This is a genomic window from Flagellatimonas centrodinii, assembly GCF_016918765.2.
GTDB lineage: Bacteria > Pseudomonadota > Gammaproteobacteria > Nevskiales > Nevskiaceae > Polycyclovorans > Polycyclovorans centrodinii.
Window position 1 is genome coordinate 2,849,480 of record NZ_CP092104.1, and the last position, 18,535, is coordinate 2,868,014.

An 18,535-nucleotide genomic window follows, 5' to 3' on the forward strand; every position below is an offset into this window, starting at 1 on the left:
GGGGCTCCTCAATTTCCGAGAATTGCCATGTCCCCGACGACGCTGCTGCCCTGGCTCGCCGCACTGTTGTTCCTCGCCTATGGCGTCCAGGCCGCCCTGCGCCCAGTCGCTGTCACCGCCAGCCCGTTGCCGCCATTGCTGCTGTCGCTGCTGTTTGCCGGCCTGTCGGCTGCTGCGGTCGCACAGGAAGGACTGTTCGGCTTCTGGCCTGAGCATGTGCGCAGCCTCTGGGCTAACCAGATCTGGGTGGACCTGCTGCTCGCTGCCGGCATCGCCTGGACGCTGCTGCTTCCGCGCCTTCGGGCAGCGGGCATGAGCCCGCTGCCGTGGTTCGTGCTGATCGCCTGTAGCGGCAGCCTCGGCCTGCTGCTGGCGTTGGCGCGTCTGTCGCAGCGCGAGGCGCAGGCCGGCGCCGCCGTCGGGCAATGAAGCGGCTCGGCAATCCGTTCCTGTTCGCGATGCGGTTGCGGGCCGACCGCTCTGATAAACGGCGGTCGCAGGTGGCGCCGTCGCCCTCCGACGCAGATGGGGGCTTGCAAGCCCGGTCGGAATCCCGCAAAAGGGCGGCTCTGGCACCCCCCTGTGTCGCGATCAAGCCGCTCGTTTGACCCCGAACTCTGCCGCAAGACCTGGTTCGAAACTGCCCCCGCTCACCGTGGTGTTCGGTGCGGGTCTGTTCGGCCTGTTGTTGGCATTGGCGGCGGTCGTCACCGCTATCCGCCAGCCCTGGCTGGGCGTGGAGCTGGCGGTCGCCGGCTCCGATCAACCCCTGAGGATCGCGTCGGTATCGGCCGACGGCCCTGCCGCCCGGGTAGCCCCCGGTCAATGGGTGACGGCGCTGTCGTCGGCGCAGGCGCACATCGAACTGCAGGCGGTAGACCGGACCGAAGAGCCCGACATGCTGCCCAGTTACCATGCGATCCGAGCGTTCCTTGCACGCCAGCAGGTGCTCGCCGGCATCCTGCGGAGCGGGCCGGTCACCCTATGGCTGACTGACAGCGCGGCCGAGGTTGATGGCGGCCTACGGCAGCCGGTATCGGTGGTGCCGGCCGACCATCGGCCGATTGCGCAACTGCCGTCGGTGTTCTGGATGCAACTGCTGGTGGGCCTGGCGGGCTTCTGGATGGGCGTGTGGGTGTGGGGCCTGCGGCGCGGTGAATGGAGCACCCGCCATCTGGCGCTGGTGGGCTTCGGTCTGATGCTGGCGGCGTTTTCGGCCGCGGTCTACAGCACTCGCGAACTGGCGTTGCCCACCGGTCTGTTCCGCACCCTGTCGGCCTTCAACCACTTCGGCACGCTGTTGTTCGGCGCCGCCATGTTGGGCCTGTTCATGGCCTATCCCCGAACCCTGCTGCGGCCGAGATGGGCGCTTCTGCCGGCCGCCCTGCTGGCCAGCGTGTGGGGCGTGGATGCGCTGCGCCCGGCGCAGGTGAGCTCGATGATCTTCCAGACCGCCATCCTCATCTGCATGGCTGCCATCGTGGTGCTGGTGATCTGGCAACGGCGCAGCAGCAAGGGCGATCCGCGCGCCCGCGCCGCGCTGCAATGGCTGGGCTTGGGTGTGGTGCTGGGAGCGGGCGGCTTCGTGCTGACGGTGATACTGCCCACACTGTTGGGCCTGGGCGCGGTGATGACCCAGGGGCACGCGTTCCTGTTTTTCCTGGTCATCTATGCCGGGCTGGCGCTGGGGGTGGCGCGCTACCGCCTGTTCGAGCTGAATGACTGGGCCTTCCGCATCCTGTTCTACCTGGTGGGTGTGTTGATGCTGGTGGGGCTGGATGCCCTGCTGATCTATGGCGTGGCGGTGGACCGGTTGCCGGCGCTGGGTCTGTCCCTGTTGCTGGTGGCGGCGCTCTACCTGCCGCTGCGGGATGCCCTGGCCCGTTGGTTTCTCGGCTATCGCGGCGGCCACGCGCAAGACGACTTTCGGCAGGTGCTGGACCTCGCTCTGGCGCCGCCCGGCCACGACCAGCCGGCGCGCTGGCAGAAACTGCTGCAGGCCATGTACCGGCCGCTGTCGATCGAGAAAGTGGCGCCAGTTGATGCACCGCAACTGGAGGAGGAAGGGCTGGCGCTGCGGGTGCCCGGCCTCGGCGCCTTGCCCCCCCTGCGGCTGACCCTGGCCGACAGCGGCCGCCGCCTTTTTGCCCCGCGCGATGTCACCCGTGTGTCGGCAGTGCTGGCGCTGCTGCGCCATGCCGAAGACAGCCGCGATGCCTACGAAAACGGCGTGGCCGAAGAGCGCACCCGCATCGCCCGCGACATGCACGACAACATCGGCCTGCAACTGATGAGTGCGCTCACCAGCCCCGAATCTGCCCGCAAGGACGGGCGCATCCGCGCCGCATTGGCCGAGTTGCGCGACATCGTCAACAACGTCTCGGGCATGAACACCTCATTCGAGGAAAGCATGGCCGATCTCCGCCAGGAAGTGGACGAAGACCTGGTCAGCGCGGGTATCCAGTTGCGCTGGCACATGCCCGACACCGTGCCCGCGACCTTGCCCGCCTCCTCCATCCATGCCCTGCGTTCGCTGATCCGCGAAGCCGCCAGCAATGTCATCAAGCATTCCGGCGCTGATGCTGTCAGCGTCACCATCCACGTCGGCGACCACGACCTGTGGGTGGACGTCGAAGACAATGGCCGGGGTATGGGCTCCAGTGCATCAAGTGCTGGCAACGGTCTCGCCAACCTGCGGGCGCGCATGGCGAGCCTCGGCGGTCGCTTCGATGTGCGGCAGGTCGGGCAGGGGGTGTGCTTGCGAGCGGCGTTTCCCCTGCCGGAACTGAGAAGGCGCGGGGCGATGGAAGCAACCGCGGCCGCGGTGACGAGGATTTAGACCCTCATTGCGCAGGTCATCAGTGGTGCCGGTGGCGCCCATCCGTCGTCGACACCCCTGCGTTCCACGTCCACGAGCGCGATGCCCTGCTGCTCGGCCTCAGGCGCAGTAGATCTCGATCCGACGTGGTGCCAGATCCATGGTGGGCGGCACTGGCGCGATGGTTCGCATCAGGTCGCGCGGTCCGCCAAAGGCCGCGGTAGTGCCCAAGGGTGACAAGTCAGATCAATTGTGGTCTTTTCCCGGATGACCGAGCGGGATGACCCCGGCGGAAATCAGGAGACGCGGCGCCCCATGGCACACGACCACGGCACCTGCCTTTGTGGAGCGGTTCAATTCGAGATTCATGGCCAGTTCGAAGGTTTTTTCCTTTGTCACTGCCGTCGCTGCCGCAAGGGCAGCGGGTCGGCACATGCCGCCAACCTGTTCTCGCCCAGCGGCCGCGTGCACTGGCTGACGGGGGCCGATCGGGTGGTGCAGTTCACGGTCCCGGGCACCCGGCATGTTCGGGCGTTCTGCTCCGCTTGCGGCGCGCCATTGCCACGGGCCGAGGCTGGGGGTGGGGTGGTGGTGCCCGCCGGCAGTCTGGACTCGACACCGTCGATCACCCCGCAAGCGCACATTTTCAGCGGTCACCGAGCACCTTGGGACGACGCGTTGGAGACTTTGCCCCGGTTTGAGTCGTTGCCGGGTCAGGGCTGACCTGATATGCGACCCACGTCGTCGGGCCTCAGCGCGATGGCACTGAAAAGATGACCGGGGTCGGTTTGGCCACCGCATGACCCTGCAGGTAGTCGATGCCCATGCGTTGCCAGGCGCTCAGCAGGCCGCTATCGGGCACGTTGAAAACCACCACCTGCTTCTGCAGCGTTCGGGCCAGTTTGATGGCGGTTTCCGCCAACATCTGTTCGACCGGGTCGATGCTGAGCTGGCGGTAGTGCAGGGCGTTGATCTTGAGCACGTCGACGGCGAGCGCACGAATTTGCTGCAGGGTTTCGCGGTCGCTGCCGACGAAATGATCGACCGACACCCGGCAGCCCATGGCGCGCATGGCATCGCAGAACAACGTGGCCTGTTGCGGGTGCCGCAGCAACGTGGCCTGGCGCAGTTCGAAGCAGAGTTTGCGTGGCGCCACGTCTGGATGCTGTTCGAACTGTTGTACCAGCCAGTGCAGCCAGTCGGGGTCGGCCATGGACGCGGGCGACAGGTTGATCACCACAAACCCGAGGCCGGCGAGGACATCGGGGGTCTGTTGCAGATAGCGCAAGGTCCGGGACACCACCCAGCGGTCCATCTCCACCGTGAGCTCATGCCGTTCGGCGACTGACATGAAGGCATCCGGGCTGGCCCAGAAGCCTTCCTCGTCTTCCAGTGCCAGCAACACTTCGAACACGCCGCCGGGTTCGGGGTTGCCCGGCATCGACTGCACGAACTGAGTGGTCAGGTGGAAGCGGTCATTGTCGATGCCGGCGCGAATCCGCCTGACCCAGACTGCATCATCAATACCGGGTGTGCCGCGTGCCACGCTGGGGTCGAACTGCCGGACGCGGTTGCGGCCCTCCCGCTTGGCGGCCTGACAGGCATCATCGGCTTCGCGCAGTACCTGGGCGGCGGCGTCGCTGTCGCCATGCAGGCGTGTCAGACCGATGCTGGTGGTGAGGTGAAGCGAACGGCCGCCCCAGGGGTGACTCTGGCGGGCGACCGCATCGCGCAGGGCGTCGGCGAAGATGCGCGCTCGATCGAGTTCGAATTGCTCCAGCACCACAGCGAACTGGTCGCTGACCAGGCGGTAGACCTGTCCGCGGCGGCCGACGGCATGCCGCAAGGTATCGGCCACCCGCTGCAGACATTCATTGCCCGCGATGGTGTCGTGCGTGGCATTGAGACGCTCGAAGTGATCCAGATCGAGCACCAGCAGGGCATGTTCGCGTGGTTGTAGTTGCGCGGCATGCAGAAGGTTGCGCAGGTGCTGCTCGCAGGCCGGGCGGCCCGGCAGGCCGGTGAGCGGGTCCTCGGCGGAAATGCCGACCTCGGTCGACGCGATCTCGCCCCCCCCGTCGAGCGGCCGCAACAGCACGATGGTGCCGGCCATGCGCCCGCCGCTGCCGCGGATCGGCAGGACCTGAACTCCGGTCGGGATCTGGTCGCCCAGAGCCGAGACGACATAGGCGCCTTCGCTGTAGTTGAGGTTTTGGCCGCGCTCGATCGCGGCGCTGGCGAGATCGGGTAGCGGCGCGTCGTCGCCTTCGAGGCCGGCCACCAGGACTTCGCCGAAGATTCGCCCACGCACGTCTGCGGCGCGCAGGCCCGTCAGCCTTTCGGCGGCCGGGTTGAGCATCTCGATGCGACCGCGACCATCGGTTTGCACGACGCCGTCGCTGCCATGGTTGAGGACGGCCAGATGCTGCTGTTGCAGAGCATCAAGTGACAGCTGCAGGTCGCGTCGATGGGTCGCCTCGATGGTCATCTGGGCGTTGGCATTGAGCGCACTGTCCATCAGGTCGCGCAGTTGCCGGGTGCGGTCATTGTAAAGGTGGGCAAGGGTCCCGAGTTCGTTCTGGGCACTGGCATCGAGCACCACATCAAGCGATTCGTCGAGCCGGCTCGATTGGGCCAACGTCCGGCTCATGCGCCGCAACGGGCGCAGGATCTGCCAATGCAGGACGACGGTCAGCACCACCATGGCGATCATCACGCCGGCGACGGTCAGCCACAGCACGCGATGGAACAGTGCGCGGGCGCCGGAGAAGCCTTCGCGGGCGGCGCGCACGCGCACCAGGGTCCAGCCGGTATGGGGTAGCGCGAGCACCGTGGCATTGGCATCCCCGGCGAGCGCGGGATCGTTGCGGATCTGCAGGACCCGCGGTGACGGGGTGTCGTCGTCGCCTTGCATCAGGCGGGCCCAGATTGGCACCAGTGCGCCCTCGGCATCGTCGCGCGTCATCTCGCTGCTGGCCTCGGCCAGCGCCGAGATCTGCGCGGCGTCGTAGGCGGGCGATCGCGCCATGCGGCTGCGGAAGTCCTTGCGGGCATTGAACAGGTCAAGCGCCATCGGGTTCAGCGCCGGATACTGTTGGGCCAACGCTGCGAGGTTGGCAGGGCGGTGGTCCTGCAACCGGCTGCCGAGCGTGTTGGAGGTCGCCAGGACCCGGTGGTCAGCATCGATCAGCAGGCTGTAACCGGGGTCGCCGGCGGTGCTGCGCTCGAATTCTGCTTCGAGCGTGTCAATACTGATGCCGACGGTTATCACGCCCGCGAAGCGGCCGTCACGAACGATGGGTGTACTGCAACTCACCAGTGCCGCTTCATTCAGTCGCTGCACCCGCACCGGCGACCAGTAGCAACGATGCGGGGTGACGAAACGGGCAGCAACGAACCAGCCGGCTTCGGCGTAACTCACCACCCGCGGGTCGTTGTAATCGTCGCGTGGCTGCAACTGACCCACGGCATCACGGAGCCAGAGTCGGCTACGGCGTTGACCGTCCGCGGTCGGCTGCGGCCAGATGCCGATGCTGGTGAAGCGGCTGTCAGGATCGGCGACGTCGACGATGTCGGTGACGGCCGGCGTCGGGTTGGCCGGATCCGGCGGTTCGGCCGCTGCCAACTCGGCCAGGGTGGCGGCCAGCACTTCAGCCCGATCGGTGAGGGCGCTGATGCGGGTCTGCAGACGTCGGCCGCTTTCGGTCTCGTACAGAAAGACATCGCGGGTGAGAGTGTCGTAGACCACGGTTCGGCCGATCTGCCAGCCGGCAACAGCCAACATCGTGACCAGTAGTAGCCCCAACAGCCAGAACTGGGTTTGTAGCCGTCGAAACCACGGCAACCCCGCAGGATCGCCTGCGGCGGTGGGTGGGATCTCCTGGGCTCGGGCCATACGGGTTCTGGGCATCTGCGGGCTCGGGCCCGATCATGTCACAGCAGGGGCGTGACGGGCGGTTTCTGCTGCGACTCTAGGCCACCAGCAAGCGACGAGCGGTCTTCAGGGCGTCCACCAGTTGGTCGATATCGTCGCGGCCGCTATAGACGGCGAGCGAGGCGCGGGCGGTGGCCGGGACGTTGAATCGCTTCATCAGCGGCATGGTGCAGTGATGCCCGGTGCGAACTGCAACGCCAGCCTCGTTCAGCAATGCTCCGAGGTCATGTGGATGGGTGCCGTCCATCACCATCGAGAAAATCGCACTTTTGCCGGGTGCAGCGCCGAGGATGCGCAGTCCGGGCACCTCGGCAAGCTGCGCGTGCCCGTACTGGTTGAGGTCGGCCTCGTGTGCGTGCATCGCTTCGAGGCCGACGTCGCTAAGCCAACGCAAGGCGGCGCCAAAACCGATGGCGCCAGCGATATCCGGAGTGCCGGCTTCAAACTTGTAGGGCAGTGTGTTCCAGGTGCTGCCTTCGAAGGTGACGGTCTCGATCATGTCGCCCCCCCCATGCCAGGGCGGCATAGCGTCGAGCAGGGCCGTTTTGCCATAAAGCACGCCAAAGCCGGTCGGTCCGTAGGCCTTGTGTGCGGAGGTGACGAAGAAGTCGACATCCCAACCTTTGAGGTCGACGTCGGCATGGGCCAGCGACTGCGCGCCATCCACCAGCACCGGGATGTTGCGTGCGTGGGCGGCGGCAATCACTTCGCCAACTGGGAGGACCGTGCCGAGGGTGTTCGAGACATGCGTCAGCGCGACCATCCGTGTGCGATCGTTCAGGCGCGCGAGCAGGCCATCGAGATCGAGCGAGCCGTCGTCGTTGACCGGCGCCGCAACGGTTTTGGCGCCGGCCAACTGCCAGGGCACGATGTTGGAGTGGTGCTCCATCCCGGTGAGCAGCACCTCGTCTCCCGGTTGCAGGCGGGGCTGCAGGTAGCTGCGGGCGACCAGGTTGATGCCTTCGGTGGTACCACGAGTGAAGATCACCGATTCGCGCTCAACGGCCAGGAAGCGGGCGATGTCGTCCCGCGCGCCCTCATAGGCCTGGGTGGCGCGCTCGGCCAGCATGTGAACGGCGCGGTGCACGTTGGCGTTCTGATGCCGGTAGTAGCGGTCGAGCGCCTGCAACACGGCTTCCGGTTTCTGGGTGGTGGCGGCGTTGTCGAGGTAGGCGAGGCGCTTGCCGCGAACGGTTTCCGACAGGATCGGGAACTGGGCGCGGATGGCCGCGAGATCAAGGTGGTTCATGGAATCGCCTCGCCGAGCTGCGCCAGCATCCGTTCGCCCATCTGCGTGCGCAGGGCGGCATCCGGCAGGGTATCGAGAATCTCGGCGGCAAAGGCACGGGTCAGCAACGCATGGGCGGTGTCGTGATCGAGACCTCGGGCGCGCAAGTAGAACAGGGCGTCGTCGTTCAGCTGGCCGAAGCTGGCGCCGTGGGCACATTTGACGTCGTCGTTGTAGATCTCGAGGTCGGGTTTGGCGTTGATCTCGGCCTTGGTCGACAACAGCAGGCTGGCCATATGCTGCTCGGAATCGGTCTTGACGGCACCCTCGTGAACGACCACCCGACCGTTGAAACTGGTCCGCGTACGGTCGAGGCCAATGGCACGAAGCCAGGCGCGGCTGTGACCATGAGGTGCGTGGTGATGCAGGGTCAGTGGCAGGTCCAGCGCGCCCTGCTGTCGGGGCAACGAGAGCGCGTGAATGTCGGCCTGCGCGCCTTCATCATCAAGGTGGATGTCGCCTTCCAGTCGCACGGTAGCGGTGCCCATCGCCAAGACCCAGAGCCGCAGCTGGGCGCCGCGGGCGACATTGGCGGTGAGCCGGGCGAGGTCGTGACCGGTGCCTTCGCCGCGGCTGATCCACACCAGATCAAGCTGGCTGTCGGCGGCCAGCGCCAGCGTCCCCCAGCGGGTGCGCAGGCCGTCAATGCGACGGTCGTCGTCAATCACGCGCAGCGCCTGTTCGCCCTCGGTCAGGCTGGCAGTGAACTGCAGGTGATCCATGGCGCCGGCGGCGACGTCCCGCCCCGGCAGGTGGCCATCCGCCGACAGCCGCTCGGCGGGCGGGGCAAAGGCGGCGTTGAGGAGTGCGAAATGGTCGCCGTCGTCTGCAGCGGCTGGTGCGATGTCTCGACCGAGGTCCGGCAGCGGCTGCCAACCGGAGGGGGGCAGACGCCCAAGGTCGGTGTAGTGCCAGGCCGGGTGCTTGCGGGTGGGCCAGCCCATCGCATCAAAGCGTTCGAGCAGGGCCTGCCGGGCAGGGTGATGGCTTGCGGGCAGGGCGGCGCGCAGGTCGGTGGCATTACCCATCAGGCCGCCTGCTCCAGCCAGCCGTAGCCGCGGGCCTCCAGCTCATGCGCGAGTTCCGGGCCGCCGGTCTTGATGATGCGACCACCGGAGAGCACGTGCACCACATCGGGCTTCACGTGATCCAGCAGGCGCTGGTAGTGGGTGACCAGCAGGGTGGCGGTTTCCGCACTGCGACGCAGATTGATGCCGTCCGACACGATCTTGAGGGCATCGATGTCCAGACCGGAGTCGGTTTCGTCGAGGATCATCAGGGTCGGCTCGAGAATCAGCATCTGCAGAATCTCATTGCGCTTCTTCTCTCCACCGGAGAAGCCTTCATTGACGCCGCGTTGCAGCATCGACGTGGTCATGTCCATTTTCTGCACCCGGTCGCGCACCCAGGCGAGGAAGTCGGTGGCTTCGATCTCCGGCTTGCCCTCGTGCTTGCGCTTGGCGTTGAGGGCCGCCTTCAGCAGGGTGAGGTTGGAAACGCCGGGGATCTCGACCGGATACTGGAAACCCAGAAAGACGCCGGCGCAGGCCCGTTGCTCGGGGCTCATGTCCAGCAGGTCCTGGCCGAGGAAGCGGACACTGCCATCGGTGACGGTGTAGTCATCGCGACCGGCCAGCACGTTCGACAGGGTCGATTTGCCGGACCCGTTGGGCCCCATGATGGCGTGAACCTCACCCGCTTTGAGCGTGAGGTCGATCCCCTTGAGAATGGGTTTGTCGTCGATGGAAACGTGCAGGTTGTTGATTTCGAGCATCAGGATTTTCCGGGTGTGCGGTCGGAGAAGAGCTGGCCGCCCATTCCCCAGTTTTGTTGGTTCACTTCTTCGATGACGACATGGATGGTCGACTCGGGGAGAGTGCAGATGCGCGCCATTTCACGGGTGACACTGCTGACCAGCTCGCGTTTCTGCTCGAGGCTGCGGCCTTCGAACATCTGGATGGTGATGATGGGCACTACACAAGTCCTTGCAAGGTTGGTGTTGTCGTCCATGGCGCAAGCGTGTGCTGATCGGGGCGCCCGGCCCGGCCATCCCTGGCCGGTCGTTCGCATCGCCTGCGAGCGGTGCTCGCAAAATCGTCGATGCTCACCCCACCGCTCCTTCCAGCGACACCTGCAGCAGCTTCTGCGCCTCCACCGCGAACTCCATCGGCAGTTCCTTGAATACTTCCTTGCAGAAGCCGTTGACGATCATGCTGACCGCGTCTTCTTCGGCAATGCCGCGTGAGCGGCAGTAGAACAACTGGTCTTCGCTGATCTTCGAGGTAGAGGCCTCGTGCTCCAGTACCGCGCTGGGGTTGCGTACCTCGGTGTAGGGGAAGGTGTGGGCACCGCAGGTATCACCGATCAACAGCGAATCGCACTGGGTATGGTTCCGCGCGCCCTCGGCCGAGGCCAGCATGCGCACCAGGCCGCGATAGGTCTGTTGGCCGTGGCCGGCGGAGATGCCCTTGGAGACGATGGTGGACCGGCTGCGCTTGCCGATGTGAATCATCTTGGTGCCGGTATCGGCCTGCTGACGGTGATGGGTGAGCGCCACCGAGTAGAACTCGCCGACGGTGTCGTCGCCGCGCAGGACGCAGCTGGGGTACTTCCAGGTGATGGCGGAGCCGGTTTCCACCTGGGTCCAGCTGATCTTGGAACGGGCACCGCGACAATCGCCGCGCTTGGTGACGAAGTTGTAGATACCGCCGCGCCCTTCTTCGTCACCGGGATACCAGTTCTGGACGGTGGAGTACTTGATCTGGGCATCGTCGTGGGTGATCAACTCGACCACCGCGGCGTGCAGCTGGTTCTCGTCCCGTTGTGGGGCGGTGCAGCCTTCGAGATAGCTGACGTGGCTGCCTTCCTCGGCAATGATCAGGGTACGCTCGAACTGGCCGGTGTTGCGTTCGTTGATGCGGAAGTAGGTGGACAGCTCCATCGGGCAACGCACGCCCTTGGGAATGAACACGAAACTGCCGTCGGTGAACACCGCTGAATTGAGCGCGGCGAAATAGTTGTCGCCGATGGGCACCACGCTACCGAGGTATTTCTGCACCAGCTCGGGGTGCTCGCGCACCGCTTCCGAGATGGGGCAGAAGATGACGCCGGCCTCGGCCAGTTTGGCCTTGAAGGTGGTGGCCACCGACACCGAGTCGAACACCACGTCCATGGCAACCCCGGCGAGCATTTCCTGCTCCTTCAGCGGGATGCCCAGCTTGGTGTAGGTCTCGAGCAGTTTGGGATCGACCTCGTCAAGCGACTTCGGGCGGTCGGCCATCGACTTCGGCTGCGAGTAGTAGGAGATCGCCTGATAGTCGATCGGCGCCAGCTTCAGCTGTGCCCAGTCGGGCGGCGTCATGGTCTGCCATTTGGCGAACGCTTTCAGTCGCCAGTCGAGCAGCCACTGTGGCTCTTCCTTCTTGGCGGAAATGAAGCGGATGGTATCTGCGGACAGGCCAGGCGCGACCACGTCGACTTCGACGTCGGTGATGAAGCCGGCGCTATAGGCGCGCTTGCGGACCAGTTCCTGGATGTCGGGGGCGGGGGTCGCCATCGATCAACTCCGGGGTTGGGACCGGATGGCATCCGACAGTCGCACCGGCACTTCATGCGCGGCGGGCTGGGCCATCTGGTCGAGGGTGACGGCTTCGAGCGCGCGCTGGATGGCGCTGTCGATGAGCCGGAATGAGGCACGGGAACGGCAGTCCCGGGACAGGGTGCAGCCGCTGCCGTGGGTGGCGCAGTCGGTGAGGGCGATCGGCCCTTCGACGGCGCGGACGATGTCGGCAATGCTGATGTCGGCAGGATCTCGCGCCAGGCGATAGCCGCCGTGAAGGCCGCGGGTGGATTCCAGCAGACCGACCCGCGCCAGGCGTTTCAGTATCTTGGCGACAGTGGGGGCCGGCAGGTGGGTTTCCGCTGCCAGCAGCGGTCCGTTGCTCACGCGCGCAGGCGCTCCGGCCATCGCCGACAGCACGACCGTTGCATAATCTGCAAGCTTGTTGAGCTTGAGCACTGAGCACTCCATCCTTGGGCAATCGCCCGAAACAGGACCAAACCGGTCCTTATTTTAGGCCCATGACGTCACAACCTCAAACCGATGCAGATCTGCCCTGGACGGTCAGCGCCCCGCAGCAGACCCTGGACTGGACCGTGAGTGCGGCTGATCTTGACGGTTTTCACCACACCAACAACGTGGTTTACCTGCAATGGCTGGAGCGGGTGGCCTGGGCGCACTCGCAGGCGCTGGGCCTGGGGCTGGAGGCCTACGAGCAACTGGGCTGTGGCTGTGTTGCTCGTCGCCACGAGCTCGACTACCTGGCGCCGACCTTCGAGGGCGACGAGCTGGTGGTCGGGACCTGGGTGGCCGAGAGTGATTTCCGGCTGACCATGTGGCGTGGCTACCAGATCATCCGGCGGTCGGATCGCCGCACCGTGCTCACCGGCCGGACCCAATGGGTCTGTGTGGACATGCGAACCGGCCGTCCGCGGCGAATGCCGCCTGCATTTGTCGACGGCTACAAACCGGTTGCGGTCACCCCCGCCGGCGCTGCACAAACCCGCGCCAGCTGACGGTCAAACAGGGCGGCAATGTCCTCCAGCGCCGCACTCAGCCCGTGGTCGGCGTCGAAGACATGCAGCGCGGCGCGGTGGCGGGTGGCGAAGCGCAGCGAGCGTTCCAGCGGCACTACCGTGTCGCCCCAGCCGTGCACCACTACGGTATCGGCCGGGATATCCGCGGGTTCGTGATCCCAGCCAGGAAAGTAGAGCGCCGGCACCATCAGCAACAGGGCCCGGGGACGCAGGGCACTACAGGCTTGGGCGGCCACGTAACCGCCCATGCTGGAGCCGACCATCACCAGTGACTCGGCATCCGGCATGGGCGTCGCCAACAGCTGGCGAACCCGCGCGTCGGGGTCGGGCGTGTGACTATAATCGGGCGACATCACGGCAAAGCCCCGCGCCGTCGCAATTTCGGCCAGCCGCCTGATCTTGGTGCCCCAGGGTCCGCTTTCCTTGCCATGGTTGAAGCAGACCAGGCGTCGCGAAGTGGGGGTATCGGACATGGCTCAGACCGCTGGCAGTGGAGGAATCGCATGATAACCAAAGGTCGACCCAAGACCGCCCGGCGACCGAAGCCGCCGCTGGAAGTGAGGGTGAGCGTCGATTTTCGCTTCGGTGAGGCGGAGGAGGACCGCATCACCATGCTCGATCGACGTGCCGTGCCAATGGTCGACAGCGTGTTCGCCAACCGTGACCGGATCGTTCGCGCGTTCTTCCAGATGATGATCAAGGGCGGTATGAAAAGTCCCTCGGTGATCCGCGAGTTACTGCCGGCCGCCAAATTGATGCGACGGAGCGGCGAATGAATCCGTTGTTGATCGCCAATGCGGTGGTGCTGATCTTTACCGCCACCATGGCCCTGGTGCTGTCGGTGGTCGGGCTGATGATGGGATTCAACCTGGATGCCGCGCCCGGACTGCGCAGCGAGTGGCCACTGCTGTTGGGCGCTGCGGCGCTGTTCACGGTGGCCACCGCGGTCAGTGGCCTGGCGTGGTGGAGCTTGCGTCGACGCTGGCGCACCTGGCCCTGGTTTCAGGGCCTGATGTGGGCGGTGGTGGTCTTCATCGCCCTGCTGATACGAAGAGGTCTGACGGCATGACGATTCATTTGGTGGCCCTGTCCGGGTCCGTACGCACCGCGTCATTCAATACCCGTCTGCTGCAGGCGGCGGTGGCGGGGGCCCGCGCTGCGGGCGCCGAAGTTGACGTGATCGATCTGGCGGCGTTCCCGGCGCCGATCGTCAACCAGGACCTGGAAGCGGCCGAAGGGGTGCCCGAGTCGATTCGCGCACTGCGCGCCCGGCTGGCACCTGCACAGGGCTGGCTGCTGGCCTGTCCGGAATACAACGGCTCGATCACGCCGCTGCTGAAGAACACCCTCGACTGGTGCTCCCGACCGTTGCCGGACGATAGTCCCTATGCCGCGACGCGTGGCCGGGTGGTCGGACTGTTGTCGGCATCCGGCGGCGCCCTGGGCGGGCTGAGGGGGCTGCGGCATGTGCGCGAGATCATGACCAATCTGCAGGCCCTGGTACTGCCGGAGCAGTTCGCCCTTGGCGCTGCCCACAAGGCATTTGAAGGGGATACAGCGGTGCTGAACGAGGACGCCCACGCCAAGGCCGCCGCCATCGGTGCCCGGGTGGTGGCGGTGGCGGAGCGCCTGGCATGAGCAGACTTCCGGCCGGGCCTCGGCGGGTGCAGCCGCGCCAGTGGGATCCGCTGGCAGTCATCCCGATCATCGTCGGCTTGTTCTGGCTGATGCTGGCAGATGGCTTTGGCTGGTGGTTGTGGGGGCTCCCCCCTGGACTGTTGATGGTAGTGGGCGGTGCCTCACTGTGGCTGCTGCCGGGCGATCCGCGGACGCCTGCGGTGATGGCGTTGGGCGCCGCTGTCGGCGTGCCGGCGGCCCTGTTGTGGATAGTGTTTGGGAGCTTCTTCGCGGGGCTGTTGGGACTGGTGGGCGCGGCGGCGGTGTTGTTGGTGGCCGGCCGCTTGGGGGCCACCCGCAGCGACCGTCCGGCCGAGGTGCCGACGCCGAAGCTGTCGACCACGCTGGATCTCAAGGTGGGCATCGACGAGGCGCTGCTCGGGTATTTCGTGCTCGGCGCGAGGCTCCCGAGCGGCAACCACGCGGCACAGGTCTGCGAGCAGGCGGTGCGTTTCAGCGAGGCGGTCGAGACGCTTGACTATGTTCGCCATCCGCAGCGACTGCATACCGCCGTTGCCGCACCGGAGGAGGTGACCACGGAGAGTGGTCGGATCTACGGCCGCGACTACCAGTCCATCCGTTTCGAGACGGCCTTCATCGCCGACGAACAGTTGCCGGGGGCAGCGATCTGGAACCGGCTCGAGGCAAATCGCCAGGTGACGGCCCGGGTGGTACGACAGGGTGCTGCCGGTCGACCCTGGCTGGTCTGTATCCATGGCTACCGGATGGGGGTTCCGTGGCTGGACATGTCGCTGTTCTCGCCGTCCTGGCTGGTGGATCGGCTGGGCGTGAACCTGGTGCAGCCGGTACTGCCGTTGCATGGCCCGCGGCGCATCGGCATGCGCAGCGGAGATCACTATCTGGATGGTGATCCGCTGGACCTCTTTTTTGCCCAGGCGCAAGCGCTCAGTGACCTCCGGCAGACTCTGGCATGGATTCGTCACCAGGATCCGGAGGCGCGAATCGGCGTCTACGGTATTTCGTTGGGCGGCTATAACGCAGCACTGCTGTCGAACTATGCTGACGACCTCGATTTCGTGGTGGCCGGTATTCCGGTGGTCGACTTCACCGACGCCCTGTGGCGACTGCTGACGCCCTCACACCGGCGGTATTTCGAAGCGGAAGGGATGGATCAGGCCTTCTATCGATCGCTGCTGGCACCGATTTCGCCATTGCATCAGCCGACTCGGCTGGCGCCGGATCGGCGATTCCTGTTCGCCGCCAACTGTGACCGGGTGGTCCTGCCCGAGCATCCACTGGCACTTGCCGCGCACTGGGAGACGGCGGTGCACTGGTATCAGGGTTCGCATTTGTCGGTGCGCCGCGAGCGGGTCACTCGCGAGACGGTGGAGCAGGCGATGATCGCTGCCGGCTGGCCCTTGCCGCTGCTCTGAATGGAGGAGCGATTTCCGCTGTCAGCACGCTAAACTGACGGGCTCAAGGCATTTATTGGAACCACACACCATGCGTATCGCCATCACGGGTTCGGGTCTGTTCACGCCCGAAGCCTCCATCAGCAACGAAGATCTGGTGGAAAGCTTCAACGCCTATGTGGCGAATCACAATCAGGAGCATGCCGAGGCCATCGCCGCCGGCACCGTGGCTGCGCTGTCGCCGTCATCGGCAGAATTCATCCTCAAGGCCTCCGGCATCCGTGCCCGCCACGTGGTGGATCGCGACGGCATTCTCGATCCGGCGCGCATGCGTCCGCAGATTCGCACCCGGAGCAATGACGAACCGTCATTGATGGTGGAAATGGGCCTGACCGCGGCGCGCCAGGCGCTGGAGGCGGCCGGGCGTACCGGTGCCGAGGTCGACTGTGTGCTGATCGCCTGCTCCAACATGCAGCGTGCCTACCCGGCGATGGCGGTGGAGCTGCAGCAGCAGCTGGGCGCCGGGGGCTTTGCCTATGACATCAACGTCGCCTGTGCGTCCGCGGCCTTCGGTGTACAGGCGGCGGCGGAGGCCGTGGCGCAGGGCAACGCCCGTTGCGCGCTGGTGGTGAGCCCCGAGATCTGCAGCGGTCACCTCAACTTCCGTGACCGTGACAGTCACTTCATCTTCGGCGATGCGGCCACCGCCGTGCTGGTCGAACCCCTGGAGCAGGCCCGCGGCAGCCGCGTCGACGAAGTCCTCGGGACCCGCCTGAAGACGCAGTTCTCCAACAACATCCGCAACAACTTCGGGTTCCTGAACCGGGCCGAGGCGACGCCGCGCAGCGAGGCAGACCGGCTGTTCGTCCAGGAAGGCCGCAAGGTGTTCAAGGAAGTGGTGCCGCTGGTGTCGGAGCTGATCGGCGAACATCTGGCCGCGCTGTCGTTGGCCCCGGATGCGGTGCGCCGCTTCTGGCTGCACCAGGCCAACCTCGGCATGAACCAACTGATCGCCAAGCGGGTGCTCGGCCGCGAGCCCAGCATCGAGGAGGCGCCGGTCATTCTCGATCGCTACGCCAATACCAGCTCGGCGGGGTCGGTGATTGCCTATCACCTCCACAACACCGACCTGGTGGCCGGTGATGTGGGGGTCCTGTGTGCCTTCGGCGCCGGCTACTCCGCTGGCAGCGTGGTTCTCCGGCGGCAGTAGAAATAGTGGCGCCAGTGCCCCGAAATCACTGGCATTTTGTGAATAAATCGCTACAATACGCGCCCTTTGGCGGCCCTGGGCCGCTCGCGTTACTGGATTAGTGAACGACCATGGTTACGATTCGTCTTGCCCGCGCCGGCGCCAAGAAGCGCCCGTTCTATCACGTTGTTGCGACTGAAAAGTCGAGCCCACGTGATGGCCGCTTCATTGAGCGCCTTGGCTACTACAACCCCAGCGCCCGTGGCGGCGAAAAGCAGCTGATGCTCGACACCGCACGTGTCGAACATTGGACGGGCAATGGCGCCCAGGTCAGCGACCGCGTCGCGTTCCTGATCAAGAGCGCGAAAGCCGCTGCCGCTCAGGCCTGAGCCGCATGAGCCGGGTCCGGCTTGGCCGGGTATCCGGTGTCTACGGGATCCAGGGGTGGGTGCGGTTGGCGTCTGAGACGCGACCCATCGACAACATCCTGCGATACCGGCGCTGGTGGATCGGTGAGGACGACAATGGCTTTGAGAGCCATCTCGTTGCCAGCCGACCGCAGGGAAACGGGCTGATCGCGCAGATCACCGATCCGTCGGGTGCGCCGATCAATGACCGTGACAGTGCGCAGCGTTGGGTCGGCAAGGCGATATCGGTGGATCGTAGCGACATGCCGCGGTTGCCGGAAGGGGAGTATTACTGGGTTGACCTGATCGGTCTTGCGGTCGTCAACCTTGAAGGTGAAGCTCTCGGCGAGGTGACGGATGTCACCAGCAATGGGGCGCAGGATGTACTGATCGTGCATGAGGGCGACAGGGAACGGTTGATTCCCTTCGTCAACGGCCCGGTCATCAAGCAGGTCGAGATGGATGCCCGACGCATCGTCTGCGACTGGCATCGGGACTATTGATGCAGGTGGCGGTGGTCACCTTGTTCCCCGAATGGGTGGAACAGGTGGTGCGGTTCGGTATGCCGAGAATCGCGCATGAGCGCGGCGCGCTGGCACTGACACCGATCAACCCGCGTGATTTTGCCGACAACCGTTGGCGACGGGTCGACCGGCCAAGTTTTGGCGGTGGGCCCGGCATGGTGATGGAGGCGCAGCCGATGGCGGCCGCCATTGCCGAAGGACGGCGCTGTTGTCCCGGGCCGGTGGTGCTGCTGTCGCCGCAGGGCGAACGCTTCAACCAGGCCTGGGCAGAACGGTTGAGCCGCGAGCCGGGGCTGACCCTGGTCTGCGGGCGGTATGAAGGGGTGGATGAGCGCGTGCTCGCCACCGAAGTGGACATGGAGCTGTCGGTGGGCGATGTGGTGCTCTCCGGCGGCGAGCTGGGTGCGATGATGGTGCTGGATGCCTGCGCGCGGTTGCTCCCCGGGGTATTGGGGGACGCCGCTTCGGCGGTGGAGGATTCCTTCACCGACGGTGTGCTGGATCATCCGCATTACACGCGGCCGGAGCAGTGGCGGGATCAGGCGGTACCCGAAGTGCTGATGTCGGGTGACCACGCGGCGATTCGCCGCTGGCGACGACAACAGGCCTTGACGCAGACCTGGCTGAAACGGCCGGACCTGCTTGAGGGCCTGGCACTGTCGGACGAGGACGAGGCATGGCTGCGAGCCTTTATTGCGCAGCAGGTGGTTGAGACGAAAGGTGAGTGAC

The 18,535-nt window shown here is 65.7% G+C and carries 20 protein-coding genes; 12 read left to right on the forward strand and 8 right to left on the reverse strand.

Translation table 11 applies throughout. From position 1 onward, the window contains the following. The first annotated feature begins 27 nt into the window (after nt 1–27). The 3 genes from JN531_RS13705 to JN531_RS13715 all read left to right on the forward strand — a co-directional run bounded on the left by JN531_RS13705 (nt 28) and on the right by JN531_RS13715 (nt 3,541). Nucleotides 28–429 carry a hypothetical protein gene (locus tag JN531_RS13705; RefSeq protein ID WP_228349421.1) on the forward strand — a complete coding sequence of 134 codons (402 nt, stop codon included), beginning with the start codon at nt 28–30 and terminating at the stop codon, nt 427–429. 226 nt (nt 430–655) lie between these two features. After that, nucleotides 656–2,839: a sensor histidine kinase gene (locus JN531_RS13710; protein ID WP_239795308.1), complete on the forward strand. Its 2,184-nt coding sequence runs from the start codon at nt 656–658 to the stop codon at nt 2,837–2,839. Between the two features lie 294 nt (nt 2,840–3,133). Then, nucleotides 3,134–3,541, forward strand: a complete 408-nt coding sequence (locus JN531_RS13715; protein ID WP_228349423.1) for a GFA family protein — start codon at nt 3,134–3,136, stop codon at nt 3,539–3,541. Between the two features lie 28 nt (nt 3,542–3,569). Here the strand turns inward: JN531_RS13715 and JN531_RS13720 are convergent, their stop codons facing one another. The 7 genes from JN531_RS13720 to JN531_RS13750 form a co-directional block, all read right to left on the reverse strand. Then, nucleotides 3,570–6,728: an EAL domain-containing protein gene (locus tag JN531_RS13720; RefSeq protein ID WP_228349424.1), complete on the reverse strand. Its 3,159-nt coding sequence runs from the start codon at nt 6,726–6,728 to the stop codon at nt 3,570–3,572. Between the two features lie 61 nt (nt 6,729–6,789). Then, entirely contained in the window at nt 6,790–8,001 is a 1,212-nt protein-coding gene (locus JN531_RS13725; RefSeq protein WP_228349425.1) for an aminotransferase class V-fold PLP-dependent enzyme, read from the reverse strand. Further along, complete coding sequence (locus tag JN531_RS13730; RefSeq protein ID WP_228349426.1) at nt 7,998–9,068, reverse strand: SufD family Fe-S cluster assembly protein; 1,071 nt, start codon at nt 9,066–9,068, stop codon at nt 7,998–8,000. The genes JN531_RS13725 and JN531_RS13730 overlap by 4 nt, the downstream gene beginning before the upstream one ends. After that, nucleotides 9,068–9,814, reverse strand: coding sequence for a Fe-S cluster assembly ATPase SufC (gene sufC / locus JN531_RS13735; RefSeq protein ID WP_301334928.1), 747 nt, complete (start codon nt 9,812–9,814; stop codon nt 9,068–9,070). The genes JN531_RS13730 and sufC overlap by 1 nt, the downstream gene beginning before the upstream one ends. After that, nucleotides 9,814–10,050 (reverse strand): 2-hydroxymuconate tautomerase, encoded by a 237-nt coding sequence (gene thmT / locus JN531_RS13740; protein WP_228349427.1) that lies wholly within the window; start codon nt 10,048–10,050, stop codon nt 9,814–9,816. The genes sufC and thmT overlap by 1 nt, the downstream gene beginning before the upstream one ends. A 94-nt stretch (nt 10,051–10,144) precedes the next feature. After that, a complete protein-coding gene (gene sufB / locus JN531_RS13745; RefSeq protein ID WP_228349428.1) occupies nt 10,145–11,596 on the reverse strand; it encodes a Fe-S cluster assembly protein SufB in 1,452 nt (483 codons plus the stop codon). A 3-nt stretch (nt 11,597–11,599) separates the two neighbouring features. Beyond that, complete coding sequence (locus JN531_RS13750) at nt 11,600–12,070, reverse strand: SUF system Fe-S cluster assembly regulator (protein WP_228349429.1); 471 nt, start codon at nt 12,068–12,070, stop codon at nt 11,600–11,602. Nucleotides 12,071–12,120: 50 nt separating this feature from the next. Between JN531_RS13750 and JN531_RS13755 the strand changes: the two genes are divergently transcribed. Next, entirely contained in the window at nt 12,121–12,615 is a 495-nt protein-coding gene (locus JN531_RS13755) for an acyl-CoA thioesterase (protein WP_228349430.1), read from the forward strand. Here the strand turns inward: JN531_RS13755 and JN531_RS13760 are convergent. Beyond that, complete coding sequence (locus tag JN531_RS13760; protein ID WP_228349431.1) at nt 12,561–13,109, reverse strand: alpha/beta hydrolase; 549 nt, start codon at nt 13,107–13,109, stop codon at nt 12,561–12,563. The genes JN531_RS13755 and JN531_RS13760 overlap by 55 nt on opposite strands. Before the next feature lie 30 nt (nt 13,110–13,139). Between JN531_RS13760 and JN531_RS13765 the strand changes: the two genes are divergently transcribed. From JN531_RS13765 to trmD, 8 genes are all read left to right on the forward strand, one after another. Further along, complete coding sequence (locus JN531_RS13765) at nt 13,140–13,412, forward strand: hypothetical protein (RefSeq protein ID WP_228349432.1); 273 nt, start codon at nt 13,140–13,142, stop codon at nt 13,410–13,412. Beyond that, a complete protein-coding gene (locus JN531_RS13770) occupies nt 13,409–13,705 on the forward strand; it encodes a magnesium transporter CorA family protein (protein ID WP_228349433.1) in 297 nt (98 codons plus the stop codon). The genes JN531_RS13765 and JN531_RS13770 overlap by 4 nt, the downstream gene beginning before the upstream one ends. Next, entirely contained in the window at nt 13,702–14,274 is a 573-nt protein-coding gene (locus tag JN531_RS13775) for an NADPH-dependent FMN reductase (RefSeq protein WP_228349434.1), read from the forward strand. The genes JN531_RS13770 and JN531_RS13775 overlap by 4 nt, the downstream gene beginning before the upstream one ends. Beyond that, a complete protein-coding gene (locus JN531_RS13780; protein WP_228349435.1) occupies nt 14,271–15,707 on the forward strand; it encodes a prolyl oligopeptidase family serine peptidase in 1,437 nt (478 codons plus the stop codon). Before JN531_RS13775 ends, JN531_RS13780 begins: the two co-directional genes overlap by 4 nt. A 70-nt stretch (nt 15,708–15,777) precedes the next feature. Further along, nucleotides 15,778–16,896, forward strand: a complete 1,119-nt coding sequence (locus JN531_RS13785; protein ID WP_228349436.1) for a beta-ketoacyl-ACP synthase III — start codon at nt 15,778–15,780, stop codon at nt 16,894–16,896. Nucleotides 16,897–17,006: 110 nt separating this feature from the next. After that, nucleotides 17,007–17,264 (forward strand): 30S ribosomal protein S16, encoded by a 258-nt coding sequence (gene rpsP, locus JN531_RS13790; RefSeq protein WP_228349437.1) that lies wholly within the window; start codon nt 17,007–17,009, stop codon nt 17,262–17,264. Between the two features lie 5 nt (nt 17,265–17,269). Next, a complete protein-coding gene (gene rimM, locus JN531_RS13795; protein WP_228349438.1) occupies nt 17,270–17,785 on the forward strand; it encodes a ribosome maturation factor RimM in 516 nt (171 codons plus the stop codon). Further along, a complete protein-coding gene (trmD, locus tag JN531_RS13800) occupies nt 17,785–18,534 on the forward strand; it encodes a tRNA (guanosine(37)-N1)-methyltransferase TrmD (protein WP_228349439.1) in 750 nt (249 codons plus the stop codon). The genes rimM and trmD overlap by 1 nt, the downstream gene beginning before the upstream one ends. Nucleotide 18,535: the final 1 nt, after the last annotated feature.

Coding starts and splice junctions, on each gene's coding strand:
- trmD (WP_228349439.1), top strand. CDS start 17,785: ATGCAGGTGGCGGTGGTCACCTTGTTCCCCGAATGGGTGGAACAGGTG.
- rpsP (WP_228349437.1), top strand. CDS start 17,007: ATGGTTACGATTCGTCTTGCCCGCGCCGGCGCCAAGAAGCGCCCGTTC.
- JN531_RS13755 (WP_228349430.1), top strand. CDS start 12,121: ATGACGTCACAACCTCAAACCGATGCAGATCTGCCCTGGACGGTCAGC.
- JN531_RS13785 (WP_228349436.1), top strand. CDS start 15,778: ATGCGTATCGCCATCACGGGTTCGGGTCTGTTCACGCCCGAAGCCTCC.
- JN531_RS13705 (WP_228349421.1), top strand. CDS start 28: ATGTCCCCGACGACGCTGCTGCCCTGGCTCGCCGCACTGTTGTTCCTC.
- JN531_RS13765 (WP_228349432.1), top strand. CDS start 13,140: ATGATAACCAAAGGTCGACCCAAGACCGCCCGGCGACCGAAGCCGCCG.
- rimM (WP_228349438.1), top strand. CDS start 17,270: ATGAGCCGGGTCCGGCTTGGCCGGGTATCCGGTGTCTACGGGATCCAG.
- thmT (WP_228349427.1), bottom strand. CDS start 10,050: ATGGACGACAACACCAACCTTGCAAGGACTTGTGTAGTGCCCATCATC.
- JN531_RS13730 (WP_228349426.1), bottom strand. CDS start 9,068: ATGGGTAATGCCACCGACCTGCGCGCCGCCCTGCCCGCAAGCCATCAC.
- JN531_RS13750 (WP_228349429.1), bottom strand. CDS start 12,070: ATGGAGTGCTCAGTGCTCAAGCTCAACAAGCTTGCAGATTATGCAACG.
- JN531_RS13760 (WP_228349431.1), bottom strand. CDS start 13,109: ATGTCCGATACCCCCACTTCGCGACGCCTGGTCTGCTTCAACCATGGC.
- sufC (WP_301334928.1), bottom strand. CDS start 9,814: ATGCTCGAAATCAACAACCTGCACGTTTCCATCGACGACAAACCCATT.
- JN531_RS13725 (WP_228349425.1), bottom strand. CDS start 8,001: ATGAACCACCTTGATCTCGCGGCCATCCGCGCCCAGTTCCCGATCCTG.
- JN531_RS13775 (WP_228349434.1), top strand. CDS start 13,702: ATGACGATTCATTTGGTGGCCCTGTCCGGGTCCGTACGCACCGCGTCA.
- JN531_RS13715 (WP_228349423.1), top strand. CDS start 3,134: ATGGCACACGACCACGGCACCTGCCTTTGTGGAGCGGTTCAATTCGAG.
- JN531_RS13720 (WP_228349424.1), bottom strand. CDS start 6,728: ATGCCCAGAACCCGTATGGCCCGAGCCCAGGAGATCCCACCCACCGCC.
- JN531_RS13770 (WP_228349433.1), top strand. CDS start 13,409: ATGAATCCGTTGTTGATCGCCAATGCGGTGGTGCTGATCTTTACCGCC.
- sufB (WP_228349428.1), bottom strand. CDS start 11,596: ATGGCGACCCCCGCCCCCGACATCCAGGAACTGGTCCGCAAGCGCGCC.
- JN531_RS13780 (WP_228349435.1), top strand. CDS start 14,271: ATGAGCAGACTTCCGGCCGGGCCTCGGCGGGTGCAGCCGCGCCAGTGG.